The sequence below is a fragment of the Halobacillus sp. AWM4_238 genome (assembly GCF_056158265.1).
Genome location: NZ_JBSWSY010000002.1, coordinates 1,324,444 through 1,350,329 on the forward strand (window position 1 = coordinate 1,324,444; position 25,886 = coordinate 1,350,329).

Here is a 25,886-nt window from a genome sequence, read left to right on the forward strand (position 1 = left end):
ACTGCCCCTCTCAGTAAAGTCGGTTTATATAACTTTCATTCAAATCCTTATTGACCGCTTCCTCATCCAAGTCGGGAAGCTTGGCGTGCTCGGCGAGCATTTTAGCAGCGGATGGACGTTCTTCTTTTTCCAACCAGGTGTCCGGGTCCCATAAACCTGACCGTTTGAATGCTTTGGCACAATGGATGAAACATTCCTGAACTTCTACCGCGATCCCGAGGGCTGGCACTTTTCCCTTGTGCGCCATTTTTTCAAGAAGGTCCTCATCAGCCATGATGCTCGCCCTGCCATTGATCCTTAAGGTCTCTCCAAGGCCTGGAATGAAGAAGATCAAGCCTGCATGGGGGTTGGATAATAGATTTCTCATAGAATCGACGCGCTTATTTCCAGGCCTTTCAGGAATAATGAGACAGTGATCATTCAGGATATGAACAAATCCTTTCTCATCTCCTCTTGGAGACACGTCACACTTCCCGTTCGAATCGGAAGTCGCAAGCGTCAGAAACGGCGATTGTCTGATGAACTGTTGGCAGTTTTCATCCAAATGGTGGATCACCTTGTTGTTTACGAGTTCACTCGGCTCCCCAATGAATGAACGTAGCTCCTTTTCATCTTTGATGACATGCTGGAACATCTCCCACTCCCCCTCCATCCTTTTAAAATCTATGAAAGTTTCGCTTACATGAAAAAACTCATTGCATAGGCTCTATTTTTTATGTAAATTAGACAAGTATGTTTTTAGGAGGGATCATCTATGAATCAATCAACGACGACGCAAAGGGTACAAATGGCAACCGCAGACCCTTCTGCAATTGGACTATTCGGACTCGCCATGGTTACACTCGTGGCTTCTTCAGCTAAACTCGGATGGACGGACGGGGTTTCATTCGTTCTTCCATGGGCGATTTTCCTTGGTGGCCTTGCCCAGCTATTCGCAGCCGTTCAGGATGCGAAACATAACAACACATTCGGGACGACAGCCTTTGCCGCTTTCGGTCTCTTCTGGTTCGGTGTCGGGACTTCCTGGCTGATTGACTTTGGTGTCTTCGGAGAAGCAGCTGCACAAGCGGTGGATCCACATCAACTGGGAATTGCCTACATCGGTTATCTGATCTTTTCCGTGTTCATGACAGTAGGTGCGATGGAGACGCACAAAGTTTTGTTCATCATTTTTGTTTTGATCGACTTCTTGTTCATCGGACTTTCCCTGTCTACACTCGGAATTGCCCCGCACACGACACACATGATCGCAGCCGTAGCTGAATTACTTATTGCGATTATGAGCTTTTATGGTTCAGCTGCAAGCGTATTGAATGTCCATTTCGGAAAAGTCACCCTGCCCGTCGGCAAACCGTTTGGCATTTTTAAATAAAATGAAGGCCGGGATTCTTTCCCGGTCTTTTTTAATGGCTCCACCTTTTGTACATGTTCTTTAGTTCATCCCAGAAAATTAAGAGAAATCCTACTCCTATAAGCACCCAGCTTAAAATCATCGGAACTAAGAGGAAGCCCTGTTGGACCGCACTCCAATACTTCCCTGGTGGGTTGTTCCACCCTTCTAACTGGGGCATGAATAAAACCGCTCCGACTAAAGTAAAACCGTAAAGGATCACGCCGCTGATAAAAAACAAAATGCCCACCCAGTCTTTTTTCACCATTCTATCTTCTCCTAACGATGAATCGCCTCTTCTGCTTTGTGACGATCGCTTTTTCTCACATAAAATTTATATTCTGCTCCGAAGTCACTCCTGTACGCGGGTGCACCTACGGATGACGTATGGCTGACCGTAGCGACCCTGTACTTTATACCTCCTGCAGACAATTTCGAGGCGATTCTGTAATACTCCTCTTGTATAAATGTCGTATAAATGAGTGCTTTTTTATTTGAAAAAATGTATTGGATCACATTAACGATGGCATCCATAAGATTCCTCCTTACAACAATTTACCATACATTCCTTCCAAGATTAACCTCTTTGAAAGCGATTGTATGGTCGTGTGCTGAATTTTCTAAAAATGATTGACGTGTTGTACATGCTCGAATATGATACAACTATAAATTGAAATGATAGAGTTCAGGGTTTAGAAATACGGAGGTAGACCATCCAGTGACTTGAATGATGGAGAGAAGGAGGCTTTGATGATGTTAGCGAAGCTATTCAATTGGTTAGGGCCGGGCATGCCTAAGGTCGATTTGGTTCTATCCAAAACAGAATACGCGCCCGGAGAAAAAGTGACCGGATCTTTCCATTTAATAGGCGGATTGAACCAGCAGATCATCCAACGACTGGAATGTGACTTGATGAAATAACGAGCAGGGGAAAAAACAAGCCTTTTACAGCCGGTAACGACGGTTTTAATGAACCGTGTTCTGGAACCTAAAGAAGAAAGTGGATATCCCTTTCATTTCGTGCTTCCCGAAGCAGAAACGCTTGATTTGGAAGATCCGGAAACGACCTATCACCTTCAAACGAAATTGGTATTGAAGAATGATGCGAAAACTTCGGATAGTGATGAAATTAATATTGTTAATCGGTAAACCAATAAAGAAGTGGGTCACCTACCACTTCTTTATTGGTAACCTATGAACCTAGTTTTTAATAAAAGGTCTGTGTTTACATAATAATAATATGGGTGAATTTAAGTCTACGCTATGAATAACTTCAAACAAGCATCAGCAAAAAATCCTCGGTACGTTTAGCGAAGAACGCGTTTGTGTTCCTAACTACTTGCCTTATATAAAAATAAAAAAATTTCTAGTAAAAGTTTGATTAGGCGGCGATCCCTATAAAGTAAACATAAGCGCATATGTTTACTTTTTTCATATATTCATACTCCACTTTTATTAAGATGTGTTCTTAATATTTAAATCGATTACATCATGCCTGAATGGAACAAAAGTCTTCTTCACTGAAACCAGCTAAGGTCATCCTGGGATGACCTTAGCTGGTAATGTTAGTTTACATGATGATTTTCATCATAACCTCTTAAGAATTATTTAGACAACAATAAAGGTTTTAGTTTTAAGCTATCGAGTTAAATTACTATGCATAATCTTTATTTTTTTACTTTCTTCAAAACCCGGAGCGTATATTGTTCCAGACCAGCTGCTTTACAATTCGTTTCCTCTATCTGCTTAAAACCATAACTTTCAAAAATGTCTTTATAGTTTCTAGGATAAATGTGCCAATGGGACGCATTTTCTGCTTCGACCGTTATAATATATCCCCCAGATATTCTTGCTATCTCCTCAAAAATCCATTCACTATCTGGATGGATATGTTCGAGTACTGCCATAGAGAATACTAGTTGAAATGAATTTGGTAGAAACTTTTTTATGATGTCTTCTACGGGAGAATGAATAATTTGTCCATTATTAACTAGTGACGGATGATGAATCTGTAGAGATTCTACTGCTTTCTGACTAATTTCTATCCCTGTCACCATTTTGTATCCATTTTCGTATAGATAATTTAAATTTCGTCCCACATTACAACCGATTTCAAGCACTTTTCCTTTTTTACTAACATACTTTCTCACATAATCCCCTAAAAACAAGCTTCTCTCAACTCTTTTTAAATATAGCTCAGGAGTACTATTGTTAATCCAATGATCATGAATTTCTTTCAGCTTTTTCGGCTCTGTCATCGTATGCCCCCTAATTTGTACAAAGATACAATATAGTATGCAATAGGTAGATGATTTGTAATGATAAATGCCTGAGTCCAATTCTAAGATCATATATATCATATCAAATCACCATCATATATGATTATTTTATAATTGACTGAATAAATGCACTTAAGAGTTTTGTAGACACCCCTGAAAGATCAGGGTATTTATGAGCAACAAAAGCATTCTTCAACTTAGTCCATTTCTTATTAACTTTTTTTTCTTCTAACGTATTCATTAAGCTTTCTACCAGTTTGATATGGTCGGTAAAGACATAGTTATTTAGCAGACTATAATAATCCGTCGTACTAGGTAGTAGACTGTTTAACTTCCACATGAAAACTGGCTTGTTGGCTAGTATAGCTTCCAAAACTGTAGTTGATTCATAACTCACTACTGCATCCGTATTATGAAGAAGATCATACAAATGTAAATCATCCCCCAAGATAAGATCTGGGTGCTGCTTCTGGAGGAAAAGAGTTTTGGCAGAAGTGGTTTGTTTTCCATTTCTCCTTTTTATTACAATATTAACCTTCCCCTGCCCTTTAAGATGCTGAATAACAGCTTGAGGAATTTCAGTCTCTTCATGATGCAAAATGAGGAGTACTGATTTCTTATTCGGATCCAATTTTAAACGATTGTAAAACAATTTTTTTTGCATAGGCTTGCGTCTAGTTATTTCATCCATTCGAGGATGTCCGAGTATCTTTAAAGCACTTAATGGTATTCCTCTTTTTGCATACCATTCAACATCAGACTTTCCATAGACAGCTAGATAAGTTGCGACCTTAGGCAAATACCCGAACTCAAGCATGGGTATCCCATGCTGCAGGCAAATAGTTGGAATGCCTTTTGAAGATGCTTCTAGAGCTAAAATTCTTGTATCGCTACTATTAGTCGTACCTAAAATCATGCAAGATACTTCGGTAGTAGAGAAGAATTTTTTTGCTGCAGCAATCTGTTTCATAATACCAGGGATCAAAGTAATAAATTTATCTTGAAATATGCTATCTCCAAAAATCGGATGGGACTTAAACTTAGCTAAGTGTTGACGTGCATTTTTTTGAAAAGCGACGATTGTTTGATCAGTCACATTTTGAAGATTAATAAAAGTAACCGTTTGAAAACCCGGGGTATTTTTCTTGTTAATCTTCTTTTGCATGAGAATTAAAGTATCACTTGGTGTAAAATTCTCCTTTAACATCTGGTAAGGAATTCTTGTCACTGAATCATACACGACTACTTTCCCTTGATGTTTCAACGTCGTTTTCTTATATAAATGGAGATGTTTTTCAAAAAGGGGTTGAAGATCTTTCTCCTGAGTTAATTGCGTTTTTATGTCTTTCATAATAGAAGGATTATGCAACTTTTTTATAGCTTGATCCATAATGAGATAATAATAAGGAATGACAAGAGAAATAGGTATACCCAGATAGGTGAGGGACTTAAAGTTATTAAGAAAATCCATATATGAAGCCCAATAACGATGTTCAAAACTATTCATGTACTTTCCTCCTTCCTTATTCCACTTATTTCTCCAGCCTTTTTATCAAGTCAAACAATCTTTGTCCTGAAGGCTTTGCGGATGGGTAAGCGTAAGATAAAAACTCTTTCCGCTTTAGTTCCATTAGTTTTTTATTTTTACCATTCTCTAGATACTCTTTAATCATTTTAGATAGTATCAAAGGATCTGTTTGTACGAATTCACCATAAGAGTCAAAATACCCCGTATAGGTTGGGAACGTTGTGGAGAGTATGAAAACTGGTTTATTACTGATCATTGCTTCCAAACCTACCGTAGATAAATAAGTCAATACTACATCACTATGATGAATCAAGTCATATAAATGGAAATTATTAGAAGAGTAAGCATCTGGAGATTTAGTTGTTAATTGATGAGGAGTAAGGAAAGGATAGTCTTTTATAACGATGTTGTATTTTCCATTATTACTAAGGTGGCTAAGAAGGTTTTCCCATTTCTCAAGCTGTTTTTCATCTCTGACAATCATTAAGATCATTTTCTTACCTGGCTTTAATCCTAATTGCTTTTCCATCTCAATTTTAGAGATAGAAGGGTTCTTACGAATAGTATCAAATCTTGGATGTCCAATTACCTCTACTCCTGGTTTTGTTATGCCTATTTGCTTGAACCAGTCTACTTCAAAATTTCCATAAACAGCATCTACATCTGCAATTTGAGGCATATAGCCAATTTCGTCTCCAATAATCCCGTGCTGCATGCAAATAGTAGGAATGCCCACTTCTGCAGCAACCATAGCGATGGTTCGACTCTGATAATAATGTGTGGACGCTAATATGATGCAAGATACTGGGTTCTTGCTAAAATACCTGTTGGCTTCTTCAATACGATTCAAGATTCCCTCCAGCTGTTTAAAGAAAATAGGTTTAAAGGATGGATCATTAAACATAGGATGGTTAGTATGTTTGGATATGATTTGATCAGCTATGCCTTTAAGAATATTAATATTTGAACTGACATTTGCCCTATAATGACTTAAATAATGGGATGGAACTCCTTCTACTGGAATACCTTTAATAACCTTAGGTTTTTTATTCGATTTGATGTCTTGAAGTAAGACCGTCTGTGTGGATGGAAAATGCTCTTCTATAATTTCCTTCGGAAATCGCAATAAATTTGCTGCATTATATAAGACGACTTTACCTTTACCATGTGCTTTCTTGGACAGTTTACTACTTTTCTTATTAATATGGTATTGTTTATACGAACTGAACTTTTTCTGCAATTCTTGCTTATCATTCACTTTATGAGACAAGGAATTTACAAATTTCTCCGAGGGTAGGTTCTCCCATACATAAGCATTATCATGAAGTAAGCTTCGAAAGTGACACAAATAAGGAACAGAGAAACCTTTATATTTTAAATGTTTGAAAGTTTCTAAAAATTCAACATAAAGGGACCAATAGTTACGTGAGGAAATATTCATTACATCTCTCCTTTTGTTATTTATAATAAAATTCTCTATATCTATATATATACTAACCTTTTACATTTGTGTAGGATTTCACCTAGCCATCCATTCATCGCTCCAAAGGAAAGTCTAATATGTCTTTATATGCTCAAGAAATAAATGCAAACGTGGAGTTATGTCAATAAAGTGGTCACGGTTTTGGTGTGCAAGTTACTCACTTTTTCACTCAGTTCTTTCCTATGAAATTATCGAACACCTCATTTTTGACACATTAATTCCATCATTGATATCTGCTTTTACGCTGATGTCTTTTGGTTATTACTGACCTTGTGCTCCTGGGTTTCATTATTAATCAGTTTTTATCTCTATAGAAATGTCATAATCCAGCGATGAGTACTTCCGTTTCTGATTATATAGTTTTAGTTTAGAAGTCTCCCCTAGCGGTTGCTTCAGCCTTTGTTGGAAACACATGCATATAACAATAAACTTTTCTTCAAGGAAGCTACAAGGCTCTCGCCACAAGCAATAACATTTTTCCATATCGTCATTAATTTGAACATCTTAATAATGAAAGACAATACACTCATCTATTTTACGATTCAACTTTTCTCTTTCTGTCTCTTACGGATGAATCGTTCCACGTAAGTATAATAGCCAGAAGACGACACACCTAGAGCATCGCACATCTTCGTAATAGTGTGCTAATCTCTATGATAATGAATAAATTCAAATTTCTGCTTTGATCTTGCGTGAAGGTGTTCATCGACTTTTCTATAACTCCATTCTCTTCTTTGATTTCTACTTTCTCTTTAGCTTTTTCCATAATGATCTTTATACTTCGAAGTGTGTGGTATGGGATATTAATTTTGCGTGTTGTATCACAAATTTTATGACCATCCAAAACTACCTGTTTGGCTACAAATTTTCGAAACTCTGGAGAATAATTATTCTTTCCTTCAGTCAATGTAAACTCGTCCTTTATTAGATTTACTAATGTTTGACCCATGGGTAACTTGCCTTGCACGCTAATTATTCTAACTCTGCCCTTATGCGCGTTGCTCTTGAGTTATGAATGTAAAAAAATAAAAAAACGCCACCTGATATCGGTGACGTTTTTCGCTTAGGCGGCGGCTCGTTCTTCCTGCCCTTTTTTAATTTTTGATATGGCATGAATGTTGATCAGCATGCCGGCAGAGAACATCATCATGAGTAACGACGTGCCTCCGTAACTGACAAATGGGAGTGGCACACCTGTAAGTGGCAGGAGTCCTGTCAAACCACCGAGGTTGATGATGGCCTGAATGCCGATTAATCCGGATACTCCGATCGCAAGCAGGCGGCCGAACGTGTCATGGCTCTCCATACTCACATAGAAACCGCGGAGAACAATCAACCCAAGCAGCAGCAAGACCACTCCGACACCGATCACACCCAATTCTTCAGCAATGACGGCCATGATGAAGTCAGTATGCGCTTCAGGTAAGTAACCAAGCTTCTGCACACCCGCGCCAAGTCCTGTACCGAACAATCCTCCATTGTGGATCGCAAGGTATGAGTTGATCAGCTGGTACCCGGCATCGTCTGCGTATTCAAAAGGCTGATAGGCCCCGTCAAAACGGGAAAGCTGTTCTTCACTCAGACCGAAATTGTACATGACGAGAGCACCCGCGAGGGCAAGTCCAATCATAGAAAACAGGTGAACTTTCCTTAATCCACTCGACATGATGATCAGTCCGGATACCGCAAGGGCAATAAGGGCTGTCCCTAAATCCGGCTGTTTCAAAATCATCGCAACGACGAGCATCATCAAAATGATTGGCGGCAGTAACGCTCTCGTGAAGTCTTCAATATACCCGCTCTTTTTCGTAAAAATCGTCGCCATGTAAATGATCAGAGACATCTTCGCCAATTCAGCCGGCTGGAATTTGCCAAGACCAGGAACCGGCAGCCACGACTGGGCGTTGTTGGACGTATGTCCGAATACAAAAACCATCGCAAGCAGGATGACGGTACCAAGCAGGATCAGCTTGAATAAGCGCCGGTAGTTTTTGTAAGGGAAGATGATCCCAAGGAAGAGGGCGGCGAGCCCCAGCCCCCATGACACCAGCTGCCTTTTGAAAAAGTAATCCGGGGTTACTTCATAAACCATGACACCACTGACCATACTGGCACTGTACACCATCACTGTCCCGAATGCAGACAAAGCCAATACAGCGAATAGGATGGTAAAATCTACGTTCTTCAATATTCTCCGTATCATGCGTAACCCTCTTTCGTTTGGTACTATTATGTAAATTATAAGGCTTCTCGCCTTGTAAAAAAAGCATTCCTTTCAAATTACTTCGAAAGTCTATATAATAACGATTAGATTTGTAGGAGGTTTGTGGAATGATTTATTTTTATGTCGGAATTGGTGGGCTGATCGGCGCATCCCTTCGGTTCCTGATTGGCGAGTGGCTGAAGAACCCGGATCAGTGGTTCCCCTATTCCACCTTGGCCGTCAATTTGACCGGAAGCTTCGCTCTGGCCTGGTTCACGATGGGGATCGTCGAGAAGTTCTCCCTCTCTGCAAAATGGAAAGCGGCTCTTGGTACAGGTCTTGTCGGGTCGTACACGACTTTCTCCACCCTGAGCATGGATGCCGTTTCCCTCTACGAACGCGGAGATCTATTCCTCAGCCTCCTTTACATAGCCATAAGCATCTTCGGTGGGCTTGCGTTTTCCATGCTCGGTTTTATGCTGGGCAGAAGGAGGGATTCCTGATGCTCACGAACCTGTTACTCGTTGGAGCGGGTGGATTCATCGGTGCGATTCTCCGCTATGGAGTCAGCCAATGGATGAGCAAACGGACGTCATCCGACCTTCCCATCGCCACCTTGTTCGTCAACATCCTGGGTTCTTTTCTCCTCGGCCTGCTCACAGGATTTGACCTCGCAAAGGTCTGGGTCCTTTTTTGGGGAACAGGGATCCTCGGCGCTTTCACCACCTTTTCTACCTTCAAACTTGAGGCGGTGCAGCTTCGCTTGAAAAAGAAATGGAAACCCTTCGCCCTTTATACAGTTCTCAGCTACACGCTGGGCATCTCTTTAGCATGGGCCGGCTACGTCTTGGGAGGCTTATTTTAGGGCTGAAACCAAAAAGACTTCCTCAAAGGGAAGTCTTTTTTCACCCTACACCATTAGAAATCATACGCCTGGATGATCCGCATCGTCAGCTTCTCGTACCCTTGTTCATTCAAATGGAGAGCATCACTGAAATAGCGTGATGACTTTTCCTCAAACAAATCATTCGTTTCGATAAACGTGACGTTCTCATAAGACGATACCATGGACTGACTTGACGAATTCCAGTCATTGATGATCTGACCAATCTCAGGTTTGTCCGGAAAAGGATTATACAACCCGAGAAACAAAATCGGTGCCTCCGGATTCTCCTTTCGAATCTCATTCAGAATCCTTTTCACATTCTTCTCATAATCCTTTTTCCCAAGCGCGATTTTTTCCTTATATAGCGGAGAAAGGTCTCCTCCATTACTCTTGATGATATCGTTCATTCCGATAAAAAATAAAATATAATCCGCCTGTTCTATCGACTTCCGTACGTTGGCTTCATTCATTTGGCCGAGCATTCCATCACTCTGCTGACCGGGAATGGCATAATTATCAACGGTGACGGGGTCTTCGTGATTTCGATCGAACCACTGTTGAAGGTTCTCGACATACCCATGCCCACTCTCATCCCCCACTCCGTAGGTCAATGAATCACCGAGAGCGACGATTCTTTCCTCTTCTTGATGGGACATCGAGGATTGGAAACCAAAAACCCCGAGGCCAATCGCTACGATTACGAGCAGTCCGATCCACCATGTCCGATGTTTTTTCATAAGCTGCACCTCCGAATACGCCCTAAATTCCCTCAAGGTGTAAGGACGAAACATCGTCACGATAAATAGAACGAAAGCACGATGAATAGGCATACTTGTTGTAGGGAGAACATCATGCCCAATTTACAAGTCAAGGCTAATGAAAGCAACATACACCAGCTAAATCGCATATGCCACGAACGTCTCCGTTTATGTATACTTACTTCTGTCTTTTATCACCATCAGCTTTCTTAGGTTGAATAAGCCAAATGGAAACTGTAAAGAAGAGCGCCCAGCCACTCCTGAATAAAGTATTTAAGAATACACTACTTTGGTCAAAGAGACCCTCACTCGGGATGAGGTAACTCAAACAAAACCCTATAATAAAAACCAGGAAATATCTGATCTTAATGATTTATCCCTCCAATTTTTCCTGAAAACCTACCGACTAACTCCAAAATAAAAACGACTATTCTTAAGAATAATCGTCTTTTATTTTGGGTCCAGGTATCTCGTTAAGCATTCTAACTGCCACATCCCTTGATTGAACATGAACTGCCCTGACACCCAGTCACTGCTTGAATGTTTATTCTTGAGCATCAAAATCAGATAAATAGTTTATTAGAATTTCTTTACCTTCTGAACTTAGATATAGCCCACCAGGCAATTCCAAATTATCTTCGCTTATTTCACCCGTGATAAAACAACTTTTGTCTACCGTGTATTTCTGCATGATGATTTGATTATTATGAACGAATATCTCTAATGGATCTCGTTTGTCAATATTTAAAGTCCTGCGTAATTCCATAGGAAGGACCACTCTTCCCAATTCATCTACTTTCCGCACAATGCCGGTACTTTTCATCACACATGCTCCCTTTCCAATAATTTTATCGTGTTACCACTGGCCACTAAAGCTCCAGGTGAAAATATCGCCAATCGGATACCTAACCCAACTTCGGTGCACTTTGGTACGAAAAGGGTAATGGCAAAAGCGTCAGCATAAAATCAGTAAAGTTGCCATAACAAACGATCATCCCCTACACAAAAGGAACCACCTCAACTTCCTTTGATGACGTTGTTATTCAAGTCAGGCACTAACAAAGATTACAGATACGGAAATGGAAGTAAGATTTGTGAAAGATATGTGCTCTGCAGGACGCATTTTTGTACCGTTTTTCAAACTCTTTTAAAGATTTTCTGTTTCCCTTCAGTCTTCCGTTTCTTAAACCATTGCTTCTTAAAATGATTACAAGTAAGAAGACATCCAGTTTTGTAAAAGTAAGGATGGTAAGGTTATTGGCCTACTACTTATTACTTTAAATGTATGTTCTAGGTCTTAAGGATGTGTGAGGTAATATCTTACAGGTAATAATTACTATATTTGCATTTATATGTAACATATAAGTCATTGGAACTTTGGAAAAATGAGTTTTACAATCCACTTCCGCACACCTATGAAGGAAACCGCCTAACCTATAGGAAAAGATGGTGTCATGAAAGGGCACGGGGGATCCTGAGATTATGTTAAGGAAACTCTTTATGGAAAGATCATGGATGAGCATCAAGGGGATCGTTTATTTTAGGTAAAGAATGATAAGATTCTACCGCTATCGGTAACATATGAATTTTTCAGTGCAAATCTTGTTTCCCCTTCGAAGACTTCGTTTCAAGAAAAAAATAAGGTTTTAAGAAGGTTAACATTGGAATTCCTAATTAAACGGGTTCATTCCTTATAAATCTTTTCTAAAACAAATGATCCGATTAACTTCCTTAAACCCCAATTGAAGGTGCATGCGTAAGCTATCCTCGTTTTCTAATTCACAATCACTTGCAAATTCCTGACAACCTTGTTCCACTGCCCATTTCTCACATGCATCTACTAATTTCCTTGCAAAACCCTGCTTACGAAAGTCACTTTTTACATACAGCCCCTCCAAATAGCCCACTGGCCGTGTACTTGTGCCTTCAACATAATCATATCGGAGTTGACATTGTGCAAAGCCAATGGCTTCGTTTCCATGATAAGCTAAAATTATGGTTGCATCAGGCTGTTCTATAAGGTGTGACATTTCTTGAACAAATTCCTCTAACGAAGAACCTGGCCAAAGTTCTAAAGCTAAGCGAGCAACTTCTTCTGTTTGTTGTAAGGTCGCTTGTTTCAGCATAAAAACCTCCGGATATTTTTTAAAATTTGTTGCAATGCTTCTATTGTTCTTTCTTCTATCAGCTGAATCATTGTTTATGTTATCCTTAACCGATTGGAAATAAGTACACAGAATAATTGAAATATTGCTGTAAACCAATTTTTTCAGCTATTATATTAGAAGGCTTATTTGCCTCCTCACAGTCCCAGTATGGAATCATATCCTTACGTGCACTATCCTTCACAACACAATGGGCTGCCTTCTGACCTAATTTTTTCTCTTGATGATCCTCTTTTGTTTCTATATCTAAACCGTGAACATTTTGAGCTATTAAGCTTGAAAAACATAAACTTACAACCTTATTCTCGTGGACAATGCAGTAGCCAATACCTTTTTGAAAGAATTCCTCAGGAGAAGACCAAAATTCTGCGATTTTCGATCGTAAAAAGCCTATGTTTTCAAGAGAATGGTTCCTATCCTCAAAAAGCTCCTTTTTGATTTTCAATACGTTATAATCTTGATTAATGGAAGGTTCATGAGTAGCTTTATCCTGTCCTTTTTCTAATGTGTAAACCTTTTGATTCGATTTCTGCATGTGATGATTCTTAAAGATCTTTTCTATGGTTTTATCCCATTTTGAGTGATTACCAATAGCTATGAAGGTATTTAAGTTCAGCTTCTTGGCTTCAGGAAAAATAACCTTATCAATAAAACCTTTGATCTGGTTGTTAAACCTCTCATTTTCTTCATCACCAATAAAGAAAAAACCATCATGATTCCCCAACCAGATCAGCCCAGAATGTGGTGAATCGAATGAATCTACAAAAATACGACCTGGGTTATTCCCTTCTATTACCGCTTTTACTTCTAAATGACCTCCTTCATTTATCAACTTTTCACATTTATAGAAATCAGATTTATTAAGTTCTCGAATCATTTTAATCCTCCTATAGGAAGTTCACTCATATAATTAAGACTACTATGATAAATAGACTGAAACCATAAATGCATAAACTAGCAATTTTTCTGCCGTTCCACTGCGATTCAATCCCTCTAATTAAGGCGTTTAATAAGAAAATAGTCAAAAGGACCTTAGTGGAAAGGGTTAGCTCAGTAAACCCCACCATTAACAAGTAAATAGCTCCTGCTGAAAGAATCACGATATCAATGGATCGTGAAATTTGTAGTCTTTTTTCCAAAATGGCCTCTTTTCCCTTCAAAAAGTCACCCCATTATTAAGACTCTAAACTAAGTTGTCTTTTATATCTTGTGCACCACATGTTGACATCCCACGTACGAAGCATACCCTCTCATAAAATTGAATGAAATCTTTTACACTAAATAGATTGGATCCATCAATTTAAAAAATTCCCTTCAAAAAACGAGATACTATCTCTGTTCCAATACTTAACTTAAGGGACTCTGTCAGTACTCTTAACCTTGGAAGGTATAGGGAGCAGACGATTCCAGTAATCTTCCTACCCCATCAGCATGGTAAGGCATTCGTTTGTTTGCGGTATGAATATCTACCCAGTCCACGTCAACAATCTCTTCTTCATGTAAGATTTGTATAGCCCCTTCTACAATCTTAGCTTTGTATGTAATGAACAGAGCATGATGACCCTTATCTTCAAAAAATGCCTCATTGACAGCAACGATGTGTTCAATTGCTATCGATACATTTGTTTCTTCTTTACATTCTCGCACTGCTGCTTGCTCAAAAGTTTCACCTTCTTCAACAGCTCCTCCAGGAAGAGACCATCCACTATCTTTATTCTTCACCATCAACACTTTCTCTTCCGCTTCATTAAAGATAAACGCGTAAGCTACATCAACTCGATCCAACTAAAATCACTCCTACTTAGTGGTTTCATTTGCTTCCTTCCAATAAATGATTATATAAATTAAGAAAGTCCCTATTTCGAAAGATTTGATATCCATGTGAAAATGGAAGGTCACATGTAGGACCTTCCATCTCTTCTAGAGTGAGACTAGTGATTAATCGCATCTACAAATCTTTCTGCTTCTGCTTTCGTATAATCTCCATCCATTTGTATGGAATCACTATTGATGACCGTTCGAATTGATGGAGAAGCTAGTTCCTCATCTCCTAAATAAACATGAACCTCTTCATTCAAATATTCCTCCGAAATTTCTGTGATTTCAGCACTGTCTTTGAAGTTGACCGTCACTAGAAGACGACCTTGTTCCTCTTGAACACTTGCATCCTCAAAATCCGCTGCCGTCACCAGGACATTGTCATCCTGATCTTTAATCGAAACATCACTATACTCATGATTGATATCCTGCTGACACCCAATGAGTATAAAAAGCGCTCCTAATGTTGACGCGACTAACCTCATTCTAACCCTCCCTTCATTTTAGAATAGCTCTTGGATAGTAGTTGTCTCTACGAACAAGTATGGAGAAAGTTTCAAATATTCTGCAATACACTTTAAGCAGTGATTGGTTTTTTCATAATCTCTCCTTTGCTTTGGGCATATGATTATTCATTTCCATCATAAAAAAACTATGGTTTAGTTATAGAAAAGACAGGCCCATCTACCTGTAGGAAAGATGGGCCTGTCTTAATCTTTAAACGTAATAGGTCTGACCTGCGATTACTTTTATGTACTTAGATAATGTTTCACCCTAAGTGGCTAAGATATCAGAGGTTATGTATGCTCCCCCTCGAAGTCATAGCTTAAATGCCAAATAAATTTTCCCACCAAGACTTGTCGTCTCCAACACAAATCTCATGATCCTGGGTTTCATTCCAAATCGTACAGCCTAGATCATAACCTGCCTTACCTGTCTTGAAATCATTTGCAGAGACAGTAGAGGTTGCACTTACAAAAAACAGTCCTGTTAACAATAGTGTGATCATCTTTTTCTTCATTTGTCTCGTCCCTCCTTATCTTGAAATTCATTATATAACCTAATATAGATAAAACAGCTAAACAAGGTAGTAGAAAAAAATGATACAAATCGATCAGAACAAGAAGCGTTAATGAAATAAGCCATATACTTAATTAGGACTACAAGAGCTAATTCAATTTATACCAAGGTCGAACCATCCACACCTAAAAGGCTCATCCTTTTAAGGATAAGCCACCGTTTGTTGAAGTCTAAAGTTCGAGATATAATTTAAATATTTTCATAGACATATTCTTTTCCATCAAGTTACTGGAGAAAATGCCTGATTAATGTATTAATTCTTCAGGAGAAACAACCCTTTGACGTACTTATTCGTATAGTTCACGAATCTGATTTAAGTCTTCTATAAACTGACTCGACTCTTCTTGACTCAATCGAACAAGCATCTGTTCATTCAAAGTAAGGATTTGACCATCTCCTTCATCTTTATGGTTGTACAAATAGTCGTAAATGATATCCAATTGGTCTTTATTAAGAGTGGATTGAGTCGTAAAGTGCTTCACTTGATTTAAAACAAATTCGTCGTTGCTATGATCAAACTTTCCTCGTATGATTTTCCCATTAACATCCACGCTACCAGCTCCTTTATAGCGATAGTTTATTCCAAAAGGCTTCATTATAAACGCTTGGTCAGAAAGGACTCAACCTTCTGACCAGTCCCATGAGCCGGTATTCAAAAAGGATTTGTTAACACTAAATTTAGTATTTCAATCAAAAGAAGTACGCCATGGTAAGATTTACGAACCAATTGGTAACCTGGAAATGGCAGACCCCGATACACTTCTATGTACCGGGGTCAGGGCCTACTTAATGTTCTTTCACTCTAAATCTCAAGACAGTCTTCAATTTTTCTGGCGGCGTTCTTCTGGCATCTGAAATATATATTTCTTTGTGTGTTTTTTCAGCCCGCTTCAGGTTATTTTCTAAGCAGAATGCTTGGCTCTTTTTTCGGTAAATAGAGTTCCTTCGCTTGTTTCCGCCATTCATATTTATCCATTTATAAATCTGCCTCCTTCATTAATTAGGCACTGTGTTTATTGATGTAACTAGAACAAAAACTCCATTTATTTAACTAACATCAGTCATACTTTAATGTAATCATATACTGTTTTCACATTAAAAAAATTACTTTCTTTCACAAGTTGATTCAGCAAGTCGTGGACCACCATAAAATACTTTGCTAAGTATTGTGGAGTTATTTTCTTCAGCTCAATACTCTAGATCAGGCCTTCCTTCTATGCTTCCGTCCAACCGAATAGTTCTTTAAGGTTCATGTCTTTAGCCAATTGAAAACCCATCTAATGCCATTCATTTGAAGTTAGTTGAAATTCACCGTTCAAAAAAGATATGTAGACCGCAATTTTCTATTCATTAGACCTCCCCCTTCAACTAAAAAAGAGTTACATTACCCCCGAATCAACGACCAATTGAGGAGGAGATGTTGTGAGTTTCGCATTTACTCCAAGTGGCACACCATAATTGGGCTGGCAATGACCAAAGTGAAAATTTTCAACAACAGGAAAAGGAGCACTTGCGAAGAAGCTTTCAAGTACTTTTCTTAGTTTCACCTCTTCGTCTTCTTCCACTTGAAAGTTACCTAAGACGATACCTTGAACTTCTTCAAACACCCCTGCCTGTTCTAGGTGTGTAAGCTTCAAATCAATAAGAAACGCAGGTTCTCCAACTTCCTCTATGAGCAGAATTGCTCCATTCGTATCTACTTGATAAGGTGTGCCCAATCCACTAGTTAGTAGCGTTAAATTCCCTCCCACTAAATATCCTTCTCCTGTACCATGAATCAGCGTGTTTAGATCAGATTTGTGATCATCATAGATCATCATTTCTTTAGTGAACAAAGATAAAAACGAGGATTCTGTCTCCTTTGTTCTTTGCTCGTCATTCAGATCGGAAGCCACCATTGGACCATGAAAAGTAACCAGGTCACCCCATTTTTGAATGGCATTAAGTAGATATGTAATGTCACTGTACCCCCAGAATATCTTAGGATTGCTTTGTATCTTTTGATAATCGATCATAGGAGCAATTTTTGCTGTACCGAATCCTCCAGTTGCGCAAAAAACACCTCGGATATCAGGATCGCAAAAAGCCTCATGTATGTCAGTAACTCGCTTTTGTTTGAGAGCTTTAAGGTCTTCCTCCTCATCGAACACATGGCGTCCAAGGACAACCTCAAGGCCCATTCCTTCTAATAAACGTTTTCCTTGGACCAATTGTTCTCTATCTGGTGCTCCAGCCGGGGCAATAACTGCTACCCGATCCCCCTGCTGTAAAGCATTTGGTTTAATCATAGGTTTACCTCAATTCCCTTAATTCTAATAGTTGTATTGATTATTGAACGATTTCCGCGTGATATACTTTATGAAATAATAATTACCTTTTACTTGTAGACTTAAATTCAAATAAATTGAAAGCATTTAGCTAATCAAGCAGATAGCCATAATTCTTTTGCTTCATGCGTAGATAGTTGAAACTTATCAATAAAGAACCTTTGGATGTTAATCTCAGAAGAATGATCTACCCAATCCACATAAGATTCAATTAACGTATTCATTTCACCATTACAATACTTCTCAATCAATTTATGAACGATATGAGTACTTCTCCAATAATCATAAAAAGCAGATGCATAACCAAGGTCATTTCCACCCCGATATCCGGATTCACCAAAGCGGTCGATCGTGTACTCTCCAAAGTCAGCCTTATATAACTCAATTAAACGCAGCTCAACATCCATAATCCCATTGAATTTGTTCTTAGATAGAATCATTTTACGGGGTATGTAAAAACACATTGCTTCTTCAAACCACATGTTCTCTTCTTCATCCCATCCTTCAAACTCGGAATGGAAGAAATCAGCATGGTGAGTTAACTCATGTGCAGCAATAACAGCAATATCATCTATCGAAAGATTCTTGTAGTACTGATCAGCCTTCATAAGACCTTTTGTCGTTGATAAAAATATGTCCTTCCATGTGTCGATCAGCGGGTTGATATGTATCAATTCTCTTGATGTATAGGCTGGGAGGGGTATCGTTGAATAAAGCTCTGTAGCCGATTTCAAATCATGAAAGATGATTCCCCTGGGGGATTTAAACGTAGTGATAGACTCTAGAGAACGTGAGAATTGGTTAAGTTTTTCTAAAAGGAGTTGTCCGTTCCTTTCAATTTCTAATGCATAAGACGTATCTGTAACTGAAACTGCATATTCCATCTACTCCACCTCAAAATATTAATCAATAAAATTATTCTTTTCATAAGTTCGAACAATTGTTTTTTTCCATCTTTCAATATAATGGCCACGATAGTCCCTTCCAAGTAACAAACGTATGTTGTTTATATTCATTTAATTAGGAAGAAAACGGTAACATCAGAGTATCATAATTTTTGAAAGATTGGACAGATATTAGAGTGAAATACAACTCTTATGTAATAAAATAACCCTCGCAACTACTTAGTTAACGAGGGCTCTTACTCATCATGCACATATTTATTAAGTTGGTATCATTCAAGATACGAACCATACTACTTATTTAGATACATAATTTCTTATTTTAATAATCCGTCGATGGTTACAAACTCATAGCCTTCTGCTCTTAACTGATCAATCATCTGTGGCAGCGCATCAACGGTACCTTGTAATTTGGAACTTTGGAAATTGTGTTGAAGGACAATGCCTCCTGGAGATTTATCTCTGTGTACGATAGAGAGAATTTCCTCCGCTGATTTTCCGCTCCAATCGACGGTATCTACGGACCACATAATGTTTTTAAATCCATGCCTATCAAATGTAAAAGAATCTGCTAGCGTATAATCACCATAAGGAGGTCTAAATAAAGTTGCCTTTACTCCAGTTACTTCTTCAATGATTTCATTTGTTGTCCTTAACTGTTGGACGACATCATCCGTATAGAGTTTGGATAATTGAGGATGGTCCCATGTATGATTGGCAATGGTATGCCCTTCCTCTACCATTCTTTTAGTCAACTGCGGAAAATAGGAAACTTGCTGTCCAACAACAAAAAATGTAGCAGGAACCTCTTTCTCTTTAAGAATATCGAGTAGTTGAGGTGTAATCAATTTGTCTGGACCATCATCAAAAGTCAACGCGATCTTCTTTTCGGTCATATCAGCCTTATTGTACGCCATTGGTTTACTTGCTTCTGGAGTGTTTGTTTGAATATACGTCCGATTAATTTTAGCGTTGTAGCTAACGTCCATCCCTAATTTTTTCGCTGTTACCAATAAAGGAATATAGGGACGATCATTGATGACCGTTGTTGTAGTAGCCAGGTACTCACGAATCCATTTGTTTTTATCCTTCACGTAATAATCCATATAGGATTTTTCTAAAGGAAGGGCTACAATATTATTTCTCTCAACAGCAATCGAATTGTATTTTGCATTCTTATCAACAGTGGCACCGGTGTGTTTGAAAAATAGATCGGGTACCATGACACGGCCATTTTGCATATAGTAGCTCGTCTTAATCAGTTTACCATCTACAGAAAAATAAGCATTAGAAACGGTTGAAGCTTTTGCAGGCGTTGCGCCAACAAACCCTGTAATCATAAGTGACATTAAAATAATGGTTAAAAATGAAAGCTTTTTCCCCATTTTATATAATTTGTTCATTGTGACTTTATAACCCTCTCTCTTTATCTATTATTACAAAAATATTACAAAGTAAAGTTTATCAGTAAATACTAAATAAAAACACAGTTAATTAGTGGTAATAAAAAGAGAGAACTATACAAGAGTTAATCAGATCCTATTTATAATAAGAAGAAACATTCGTTCAAGATCCAAACAAAGAATGTTAATCATACGTGTCCTACCGGTTTAGTTTCAAGCTTCTTTAAGCCCAACTCTTCATTCTAGTTTTCACAGCATTTGAGAGGACAAGAGACAACACATAAGCTGCTCTAAGTTCATTTCTTTACTTGCTCTTTTCTGTAGCTAACCAAGCGGCCAAGACAATCATGATTCCTCCGGTTATTCGGTCTAAATTCCTTTTCACGCTACCACTCAACCCAATATTTTTAAGTTGTCCTCCAACGGTCGCATAGACAGTAGCACAAATGAATTCGATCAATATATATACCGCGCCAACAACCAGGATTTGTCCTCCAACATCCCCTGTACTGGAGGAAATGAATTGAGGAAGAAAAACCGTAAACAATAATAATGCCTTAGGATTAGCTGCCGCTACCATAAACTCCTGCTTCGCATAATGCCAGGCGGCTAAAGAATCTTCCTTTGCTTCATGCCCCTTTATATGTTCATCTTCATAAGCTCTACTACTCGAGCGAATAGTTTTTACACCTAACCACCCTAAGTAAATGACGCCAACCCATTTAATAGTATTAAAGACAAAGGTGGACGCTTGGAGAATGGCATTCAGTCCTAAAGAAACGGCAATAATCATGAATGCAAAAGCTGTGAACCTTCCTGTGACCGCTATGATAGCTATTTTTGCTCCTTTTCTGAGTCCATTCCTCAGGGAAAGGATCTGATTCGCACCGGGCACGGAAGCCATTAAAAATGCTGCAGGAATAAGAGAAGCCCAGCGAATCCCGAGAACTAAGTTGTTAAAATCAATGTCAAAACGGTTCAGAATCATTAGTGATGATGCAGACAGCAATAAGAAAATTGATGCGTAGACGTGTTCCCGTTTAATAAAAACCACTCCTCCTCCTCTTCCAAATGAAGAAAACATACAAAGAAATGCTGCATTCCCTAGTACTAAAAATAAATATAGGACTTTTTTTCCATCGACCTGTGTCTTGGAGATTTGAATCAGTGAATGACTTGTCTTCTTTTGATGCTTAAACTACGGCAGAGGAACTTGGACTAGTTCACAGGTATATGCAAAAAACAAAAAAACTGCAAGTACTGTGAAGACTATTTTATGCTGCTTTAAATGGGTAAGAGCAAATATTCCTATCCCAAACAGAGTTAAGCTGCAATTTTCATCTAAAATTAGATTGGATAGTATCAAACATATCCCATTCCTCCATTGTTTTCTGAATCAAGTGTTTGATATCTTTCACTCTTGTTTCTCCGCATTCTTTTCTATTCAATAAATCACACAAAGCAATCAGATCTAATAACTTCGCTTTTTGTAACCACTGATCAGGCAAATGGCCCCCATGTGCCTGGTAATTGGAAATGAATGGATCAAATATCTTGGAGTTTATAAAATTTTCATACCTTATCATGTTTCCAATATCAAACAGCGACGAGCCACTGAAAGCAAACTCCCAATCCAATATTGCATGAATAAAGAATTTACTTTCTCTTTCTTCCACGAGTATATTCAACGGGTTGAAATCTCCATGAACTAAAAAATTCTGATCTTTTAGATCGTCGATTAGATATGCATGCTTCCGCGAAAAACTTAAAACTTTTTTGCAAAGATCTCCTTCTAAATGGAATCTGGCATAACCTTTTATGAGACTTTCCTCTATAAACATCAAGAACATGTCTTCATTAAGTATAATAGACTCTTTAATATGGAGCGAGCGATCAAAGAAACCCGAATCAGGGAATTCAATCTTATGAATTTCAGCTAATGAACGGCCAACTTCCCGGGCCACACTTTCTAATTCCGATCTATTATCTTTAACGATCCTTTCTGATAGCTGTTCTCCCTCAACCCAACTTAAAAGTAAAAAGGGATGATCTAAAACTGAGCGAGAAGAACCGGAATATAGCACATGAGGTACTTGAGCTTGGTCTTTAAGGAGATTTAATATCTGTCTTTCAATCTCCATCCTTTCATCATTGCTGTTATAGATGCGGAGAACAAATTGTTGGGTTGAACTGGTTGTGATCTTGATGTTTGTATTATTCAAACCCCCGCTTAACAATTCATAACCGGCGACATTTTGCTCCTCTAAAAAGGACTTAATAGATCTCTTATAGTATCAAGACTTGGTGTTATCCATGTATTCGATCTTTCCCACCCTGCTTTCATCATCCCGTCTCCCCTTCGTATTTTCATCTTAAACTCTATTTACTTTTTCAAGATTGCAAAAAGAAGCAAGTAATAACAATGAAGTTATAATTCCTACTCACAACTTTCTATCTATTGAACACGATACTCTTATCCACTTCTTCCAACAAGGGATCATCCCCTTTGTTAGTTCAAAATTCCCCCTCGGGATTGGTTCCACTCATTACATGCACGCTTCCGTGCATTCTTTTGAAAGACAGTTGTTATTTAATTTGAATATCATTCATAAAATAACTCGTCTACATAGATAGGGGGAGTTCGATGTACAATGTTTTACTGTTCTGCGACCCAGGAATTGACGACTCTCTAGCACTCATGTACGCACTGCTAAATCCAAAAATCAATGTGGTCGGAATCGTTACAGGGTATGGGAATGTGCCCCAACAACAGGCAACCCAGAATGTAGCATACCTCTTACATCTATCAGGCAGGGATGATGTTTCGATCATCTCTGGAGCAAAGAGTCCACTTAGTGGTGAAATAGCTATCTATTATCCAGAAATTCATGGTGAAGAGGGTTTAGGGCCAATACGGCCTCCAGAGGATTTTCAGCGTGAGGTAGTAAATTTCGATGAAATATTTAAAATTATGGATGCCTACGCTAATGACCTTGTTATTGTAGATTTGGGAAGATCCACTTCCCTTGCCATCGCTTATTTACTGGGCGGAGAAGAGTATTTACGGAAGGTTGAGGCTGTTTATTGTATGGGAGGGGCTTTTCTAGTTCCAGGAAACGTCACTCCCGTTGCAGAAGCTAACTTTCATGGTGATGCGATCGCTGCTAACCTCGTTTTGAACAAACTAAAAAATGTCTTTATCACTCCATTAAACGTAACGAACCACGCAATCATCACACCTGAAACCATTCAAGCAGTTACCTCTTATCGTTTTAATGCTTTCACCCATCTTATAAAACCGATTTTTGATTACTACAACAAAGCCTATAAAAAACTTAACCTTACCCATGCAGGTAGTCCTTTACACGATCTATTCACTTTATTTGCTTTAGTAAACCCAGAGCAAGTTCAATATATCAATCGTCAGGCTTCTGTATCTATCAATTTTGACGATACTAAAGGAGAAAGCATAGCCGACTTTAGAGCCAAATCAAGCGAGCAGGTGACAGAAAATACTGATCATATCGCCATATCATTCAAATACGATGCGTTTGTAAGAGATTTCACTACTGTAATGTCTACTCGATATCTATGACCTTTTAATTTTGATTCAACTACTGTGACTCGAACCAGAGGAACCAAGAGCTCATTTAAAGATAAGAATCCCAATCACTCCCAGACCTGCATGAAGTATTTTCATTGACCCTCATTCGATTCATTAATGGAACACAAGATATGATGTATGCTGTTTGTGACAGTCGCATCTTCCACTATTCAACACACTGGTTTTTACAATTGCTTTTTTGGGTATATAAGATTTGGAATTATAATATGAAACAAAGTGGTTGAATTTTGATGAAAGGAAGATTTTTTGCAGACTGTAGATGGTTTACATAAGCAGATCGAAACCGTTAGATTAGAAATGTATGAAGCTTACAATAACTCCGCTGACTACTCTGAATTATTACAGATATCTCAACAATTGGATAACTTATTGAATCAACTTGATAAAATAAATGATCGAAACTGTAAAGTGCCCTGAGTGATCCTTAGGGCTTTCTTTATATCAAATCCAGTGTCATATCTTAGCTAACTCCCCCGAAACCGAAGACTCGATTTTACACATTACTATCCCTGTTCTCCCCTCTTTTTAATGTGAACCTTTTTCTAAGATACACCCTCATCATGCAGACTCAATATCATGAACAAGTTCATGGAGGTCACCCTGAAATACATGTCCATAATTCTCAAAGACCCTAGTTTTCGCGTGTGGAAGCTTATACGCGTAGTACTCGAAATGACGAAAAGGAACGACCTCATCATTTCGGCTATGATAAAGATAGATTTTTGAGATTTGTGAAACTCTTGAAGCAAAATTATTCGAGAGTTCAAATTCTCGGTTAAACCAATCTTTATCCAGGCCCCAGTATGGTGATCCCATCACAAATACGCCGGAGATAGCTAAGTCACAAGCTTCTTCCGAGAGATATTTCAAAAGGACTGAGCCACCCAGTGAATGGCCGATCAGAACAACTCGACCCTCCATCTCCAAAAGTTTCTCGTTTAGGATAGCCTTCCAAGCAGCATAACTCGGATTTTCAGGATTTGGCATGGCCGGACAGGATAAATGGTAATCCTCACTTAATGAATTTTGTAAATAAGAAACTAGATGGCTGCTTCCTTGCTTTCCTTCCTGTGGACCTGCACTGTGAATAAATAGGACTTGCTTCTTCAATAAATCCCCTCCTTGTACCCATTAGTGTAGATGTATATTATCCATAAGTTTTATGTCCCGAAATTACCGAACCCTATCATTCCCATAATATATATCAATAGGATCACCAAACCTAACATCCCAAGAGAAGAAATGGATAAAGCAACTGTTTTCACACGCCCTTTCGCACTAAAGAGTGCAGTAACAAAAGAACTCAATAAAAGAAATAACAATAGTGATTGGTATAAATAACCTATTAATAAAGACTCAGGTAACGGATTCAATAGTTGTGGAACAAAAAATATAAGTATAAAAATGATCATGAATAATAAAGAGATCGATCCTAAATATTTTTTCAACAAAGTCCACACCTCCACATTCTGTAAGTCTTTTAGCTATTAACATCATAACTCCAAATACTACCAGAAAAAAGCGAGGCACTTACAATATGTATTTATCTCGCATTCAAGTATTCAACGAAACTGCCCTTCTCATGCAGGCTTCGTTTCGAGGAGTTAAATATGAACAACAAACTTTAACAAAGCGATTGAGATTAGCTCAAACCATCCACTCCAAGAATCGTTATGTATATTAAAATCGCCTGAACATCATAAGGTAGTGCAGGTATTTTCAAATAGAACCATACCACCAAAAACTTTTTCTGAAAATTCCATTGATTCTTCATTTATTTTCATGTATTGTAAATCGCAAGCGAAATAATTAACATCAAATGTTCGCTTTGATTCTTGATTTAAACGTCTTACGTAATGTGTTAAACTGTTTTTCCAAAAACCACATAAGAATAAAACTTATCCAGAGAGGTGTAGGGACTGGCCCTTTGATACCTCAGCAACCAGCCATAGGCACGGTGCTAAATCCAGAAGGTAGTGATACCTTGAAGATAAGGAGACTCTTGATACATAAAGGACCCCTTATCCAAGGAGGTCCTT

Annotated in this window: 29 protein-coding genes and 1 riboswitch; of the genes, 7 read left to right on the forward strand and 22 right to left on the reverse strand. The window is 38.4% G+C overall.

Annotated elements, in window-relative coordinates; all coding sequences use genetic code 11:
* Nucleotides 1–10: 10 nt before the first annotated feature.
* Nucleotides 11–634, reverse strand: a complete 624-nt coding sequence (locus ACXACN_RS06770) for a pyridoxamine 5'-phosphate oxidase family protein (protein WP_474963286.1) — start codon at nt 632–634, stop codon at nt 11–13.
* Nucleotides 635–754: 120 nt separating this feature from the next.
* Between ACXACN_RS06770 and ACXACN_RS06775 the strand changes: the two genes are divergently transcribed.
* Nucleotides 755–1,372 carry an acetate uptake transporter gene (locus tag ACXACN_RS06775; protein ID WP_474963287.1) on the forward strand — a complete coding sequence of 206 codons (618 nt, stop codon included), beginning with the start codon at nt 755–757 and terminating at the stop codon, nt 1,370–1,372.
* Between the two features lie 31 nt (nt 1,373–1,403).
* On the opposite strand, the gene ACXACN_RS06780 is transcribed toward ACXACN_RS06775, so the two are convergent.
* Both ACXACN_RS06780 and ACXACN_RS06785 read right to left on the reverse strand, forming a co-directional pair.
* Nucleotides 1,404–1,658, reverse strand: coding sequence for a hypothetical protein (locus ACXACN_RS06780; RefSeq protein WP_474963289.1), 255 nt, complete (start codon nt 1,656–1,658; stop codon nt 1,404–1,406).
* An 11-nt stretch (nt 1,659–1,669) separates the two neighbouring features.
* Nucleotides 1,670–1,924: a hypothetical protein gene (locus tag ACXACN_RS06785; RefSeq protein WP_474963291.1), complete on the reverse strand. Its 255-nt coding sequence runs from the start codon at nt 1,922–1,924 to the stop codon at nt 1,670–1,672.
* A 219-nt stretch (nt 1,925–2,143) separates the two neighbouring features.
* On the opposite strand from ACXACN_RS06785, the gene ACXACN_RS06790 reads away from it, so the two are divergent.
* Complete coding sequence (locus tag ACXACN_RS06790; protein ID WP_474963293.1) at nt 2,144–2,311, forward strand: sporulation protein; 168 nt, start codon at nt 2,144–2,146, stop codon at nt 2,309–2,311.
* A 48-nt stretch (nt 2,312–2,359) separates the two neighbouring features.
* Complete coding sequence (locus ACXACN_RS06795; RefSeq protein WP_474963295.1) at nt 2,360–2,539, forward strand: hypothetical protein; 180 nt, start codon at nt 2,360–2,362, stop codon at nt 2,537–2,539.
* A 518-nt stretch (nt 2,540–3,057) separates the two neighbouring features.
* On the opposite strand, the gene ACXACN_RS06800 is transcribed toward ACXACN_RS06795, so the two are convergent.
* From ACXACN_RS06800 to ACXACN_RS06820, 5 genes are all read right to left on the reverse strand, one after another.
* Nucleotides 3,058–3,648, reverse strand: a complete 591-nt coding sequence (locus tag ACXACN_RS06800; RefSeq protein WP_474963296.1) for a class I SAM-dependent methyltransferase — start codon at nt 3,646–3,648, stop codon at nt 3,058–3,060.
* A gap of 124 nt (nt 3,649–3,772) precedes the next feature.
* Entirely contained in the window at nt 3,773–5,176 is a 1,404-nt protein-coding gene (locus ACXACN_RS06805; protein WP_474963298.1) for a glycosyltransferase family protein, read from the reverse strand.
* A 25-nt stretch (nt 5,177–5,201) separates the two neighbouring features.
* The gene (locus tag ACXACN_RS06810; RefSeq protein ID WP_474963299.1) at nt 5,202–6,638 is read right to left on the reverse strand and encodes a CDP-glycerol glycerophosphotransferase family protein; all 1,437 of its coding nucleotides are present in this window, start codon (nt 6,636–6,638) and stop codon (nt 5,202–5,204) included.
* A gap of 655 nt (nt 6,639–7,293) precedes the next feature.
* On the reverse strand, nt 7,294–7,587 hold the full coding sequence (locus ACXACN_RS06815; RefSeq protein ID WP_474963300.1) for a hypothetical protein: 294 nt from the start codon (nt 7,585–7,587) through the stop codon (nt 7,294–7,296).
* Nucleotides 7,588–7,743: 156 nt separating this feature from the next.
* On the reverse strand, nt 7,744–8,883 hold the full coding sequence (locus ACXACN_RS06820; protein ID WP_474963302.1) for an FtsW/RodA/SpoVE family cell cycle protein: 1,140 nt from the start codon (nt 8,881–8,883) through the stop codon (nt 7,744–7,746).
* 128 nt (nt 8,884–9,011) lie between these two features.
* Between ACXACN_RS06820 and crcB (ACXACN_RS06825) the strand changes: the two genes are divergently transcribed.
* The gene (crcB, locus tag ACXACN_RS06825; RefSeq protein WP_474963303.1) at nt 9,012–9,386 is read left to right on the forward strand and encodes a fluoride efflux transporter CrcB; all 375 of its coding nucleotides are present in this window, start codon (nt 9,012–9,014) and stop codon (nt 9,384–9,386) included.
* Entirely contained in the window at nt 9,386–9,748 is a 363-nt protein-coding gene (gene crcB / locus ACXACN_RS06830) for a fluoride efflux transporter CrcB (protein ID WP_474963304.1), read from the forward strand. The genes crcB (ACXACN_RS06825) and crcB (ACXACN_RS06830) overlap by 1 nt, the downstream gene beginning before the upstream one ends.
* 53 nt (nt 9,749–9,801) lie before the next feature.
* On the opposite strand, the gene ACXACN_RS06835 is transcribed toward crcB (ACXACN_RS06830), so the two are convergent.
* From ACXACN_RS06835 to ACXACN_RS06895, 13 genes are all read right to left on the reverse strand, one after another.
* Entirely contained in the window at nt 9,802–10,506 is a 705-nt protein-coding gene (locus tag ACXACN_RS06835) for a DUF459 domain-containing protein (RefSeq protein ID WP_474963306.1), read from the reverse strand.
* A 565-nt stretch (nt 10,507–11,071) separates the two neighbouring features.
* The gene (locus tag ACXACN_RS06840) at nt 11,072–11,350 is read right to left on the reverse strand and encodes an AbrB/MazE/SpoVT family DNA-binding domain-containing protein (RefSeq protein ID WP_474963307.1); all 279 of its coding nucleotides are present in this window, start codon (nt 11,348–11,350) and stop codon (nt 11,072–11,074) included.
* Nucleotides 11,351–12,218: 868 nt separating this feature from the next.
* The gene (gene aac(6'), locus ACXACN_RS06845) at nt 12,219–12,653 is read right to left on the reverse strand and encodes an aminoglycoside 6'-N-acetyltransferase (protein WP_474963309.1); all 435 of its coding nucleotides are present in this window, start codon (nt 12,651–12,653) and stop codon (nt 12,219–12,221) included.
* Between the two features lie 85 nt (nt 12,654–12,738).
* Nucleotides 12,739–13,569 (reverse strand): GNAT family N-acetyltransferase, encoded by an 831-nt coding sequence (locus ACXACN_RS06850; protein ID WP_474963310.1) that lies wholly within the window; start codon nt 13,567–13,569, stop codon nt 12,739–12,741.
* Between the two features lie 497 nt (nt 13,570–14,066).
* On the reverse strand, nt 14,067–14,477 hold the full coding sequence (locus tag ACXACN_RS06855) for an NUDIX hydrolase (RefSeq protein WP_474963311.1): 411 nt from the start codon (nt 14,475–14,477) through the stop codon (nt 14,067–14,069).
* 146 nt (nt 14,478–14,623) lie between these two features.
* Nucleotides 14,624–14,995: a SecDF P1 head subdomain-containing protein gene (locus tag ACXACN_RS06860; RefSeq protein WP_474963313.1), complete on the reverse strand. Its 372-nt coding sequence runs from the start codon at nt 14,993–14,995 to the stop codon at nt 14,624–14,626.
* A gap of 341 nt (nt 14,996–15,336) precedes the next feature.
* On the reverse strand, nt 15,337–15,531 hold the full coding sequence (locus tag ACXACN_RS06865; RefSeq protein WP_474963315.1) for a hypothetical protein: 195 nt from the start codon (nt 15,529–15,531) through the stop codon (nt 15,337–15,339).
* A 346-nt stretch (nt 15,532–15,877) separates the two neighbouring features.
* On the reverse strand, nt 15,878–16,141 hold the full coding sequence (locus ACXACN_RS06870) for a hypothetical protein (protein ID WP_474963316.1): 264 nt from the start codon (nt 16,139–16,141) through the stop codon (nt 15,878–15,880).
* Nucleotides 16,142–16,969: 828 nt separating this feature from the next.
* Nucleotides 16,970–17,878 (reverse strand): S66 peptidase family protein, encoded by a 909-nt coding sequence (locus tag ACXACN_RS06875; RefSeq protein ID WP_474963317.1) that lies wholly within the window; start codon nt 17,876–17,878, stop codon nt 16,970–16,972.
* Nucleotides 17,879–18,012: 134 nt separating this feature from the next.
* Nucleotides 18,013–18,801: a hypothetical protein gene (locus tag ACXACN_RS06880; protein WP_474963319.1), complete on the reverse strand. Its 789-nt coding sequence runs from the start codon at nt 18,799–18,801 to the stop codon at nt 18,013–18,015.
* Between the two features lie 335 nt (nt 18,802–19,136).
* Entirely contained in the window at nt 19,137–20,222 is a 1,086-nt protein-coding gene (locus tag ACXACN_RS06885; RefSeq protein WP_474963321.1) for a polysaccharide deacetylase family protein, read from the reverse strand.
* 304 nt (nt 20,223–20,526) lie between these two features.
* Nucleotides 20,527–21,276, reverse strand: coding sequence for a LysE family translocator (locus ACXACN_RS06890; protein ID WP_474963323.1), 750 nt, complete (start codon nt 21,274–21,276; stop codon nt 20,527–20,529).
* A gap of 283 nt (nt 21,277–21,559) precedes the next feature.
* The gene (locus ACXACN_RS06895) at nt 21,560–22,501 is read right to left on the reverse strand and encodes a phosphotransferase family protein (RefSeq protein WP_474966822.1); all 942 of its coding nucleotides are present in this window, start codon (nt 22,499–22,501) and stop codon (nt 21,560–21,562) included.
* Between the two features lie 365 nt (nt 22,502–22,866).
* Here ACXACN_RS06895 and ACXACN_RS06900 point away from each other — a divergent pair, with 365 nt between their 5' ends.
* Nucleotides 22,867–23,817, forward strand: coding sequence for a nucleoside hydrolase (locus ACXACN_RS06900; protein ID WP_474963324.1), 951 nt, complete (start codon nt 22,867–22,869; stop codon nt 23,815–23,817).
* A gap of 276 nt (nt 23,818–24,093) precedes the next feature.
* Entirely contained in the window at nt 24,094–24,264 is a 171-nt protein-coding gene (locus ACXACN_RS06905) for an aspartyl-phosphate phosphatase Spo0E family protein (RefSeq protein WP_474963325.1), read from the forward strand.
* A gap of 141 nt (nt 24,265–24,405) precedes the next feature.
* Here the strand turns inward: ACXACN_RS06905 and ACXACN_RS06910 are convergent, their stop codons facing one another.
* The gene (locus ACXACN_RS06910; protein ID WP_474963327.1) at nt 24,406–24,957 is read right to left on the reverse strand and encodes an alpha/beta fold hydrolase; all 552 of its coding nucleotides are present in this window, start codon (nt 24,955–24,957) and stop codon (nt 24,406–24,408) included.
* 785 nt (nt 24,958–25,742) lie between these two features.
* Nucleotides 25,743–25,844, forward strand: a riboswitch (SAM riboswitch).
* Nucleotides 25,845–25,886 lie beyond the last annotated feature (42 nt).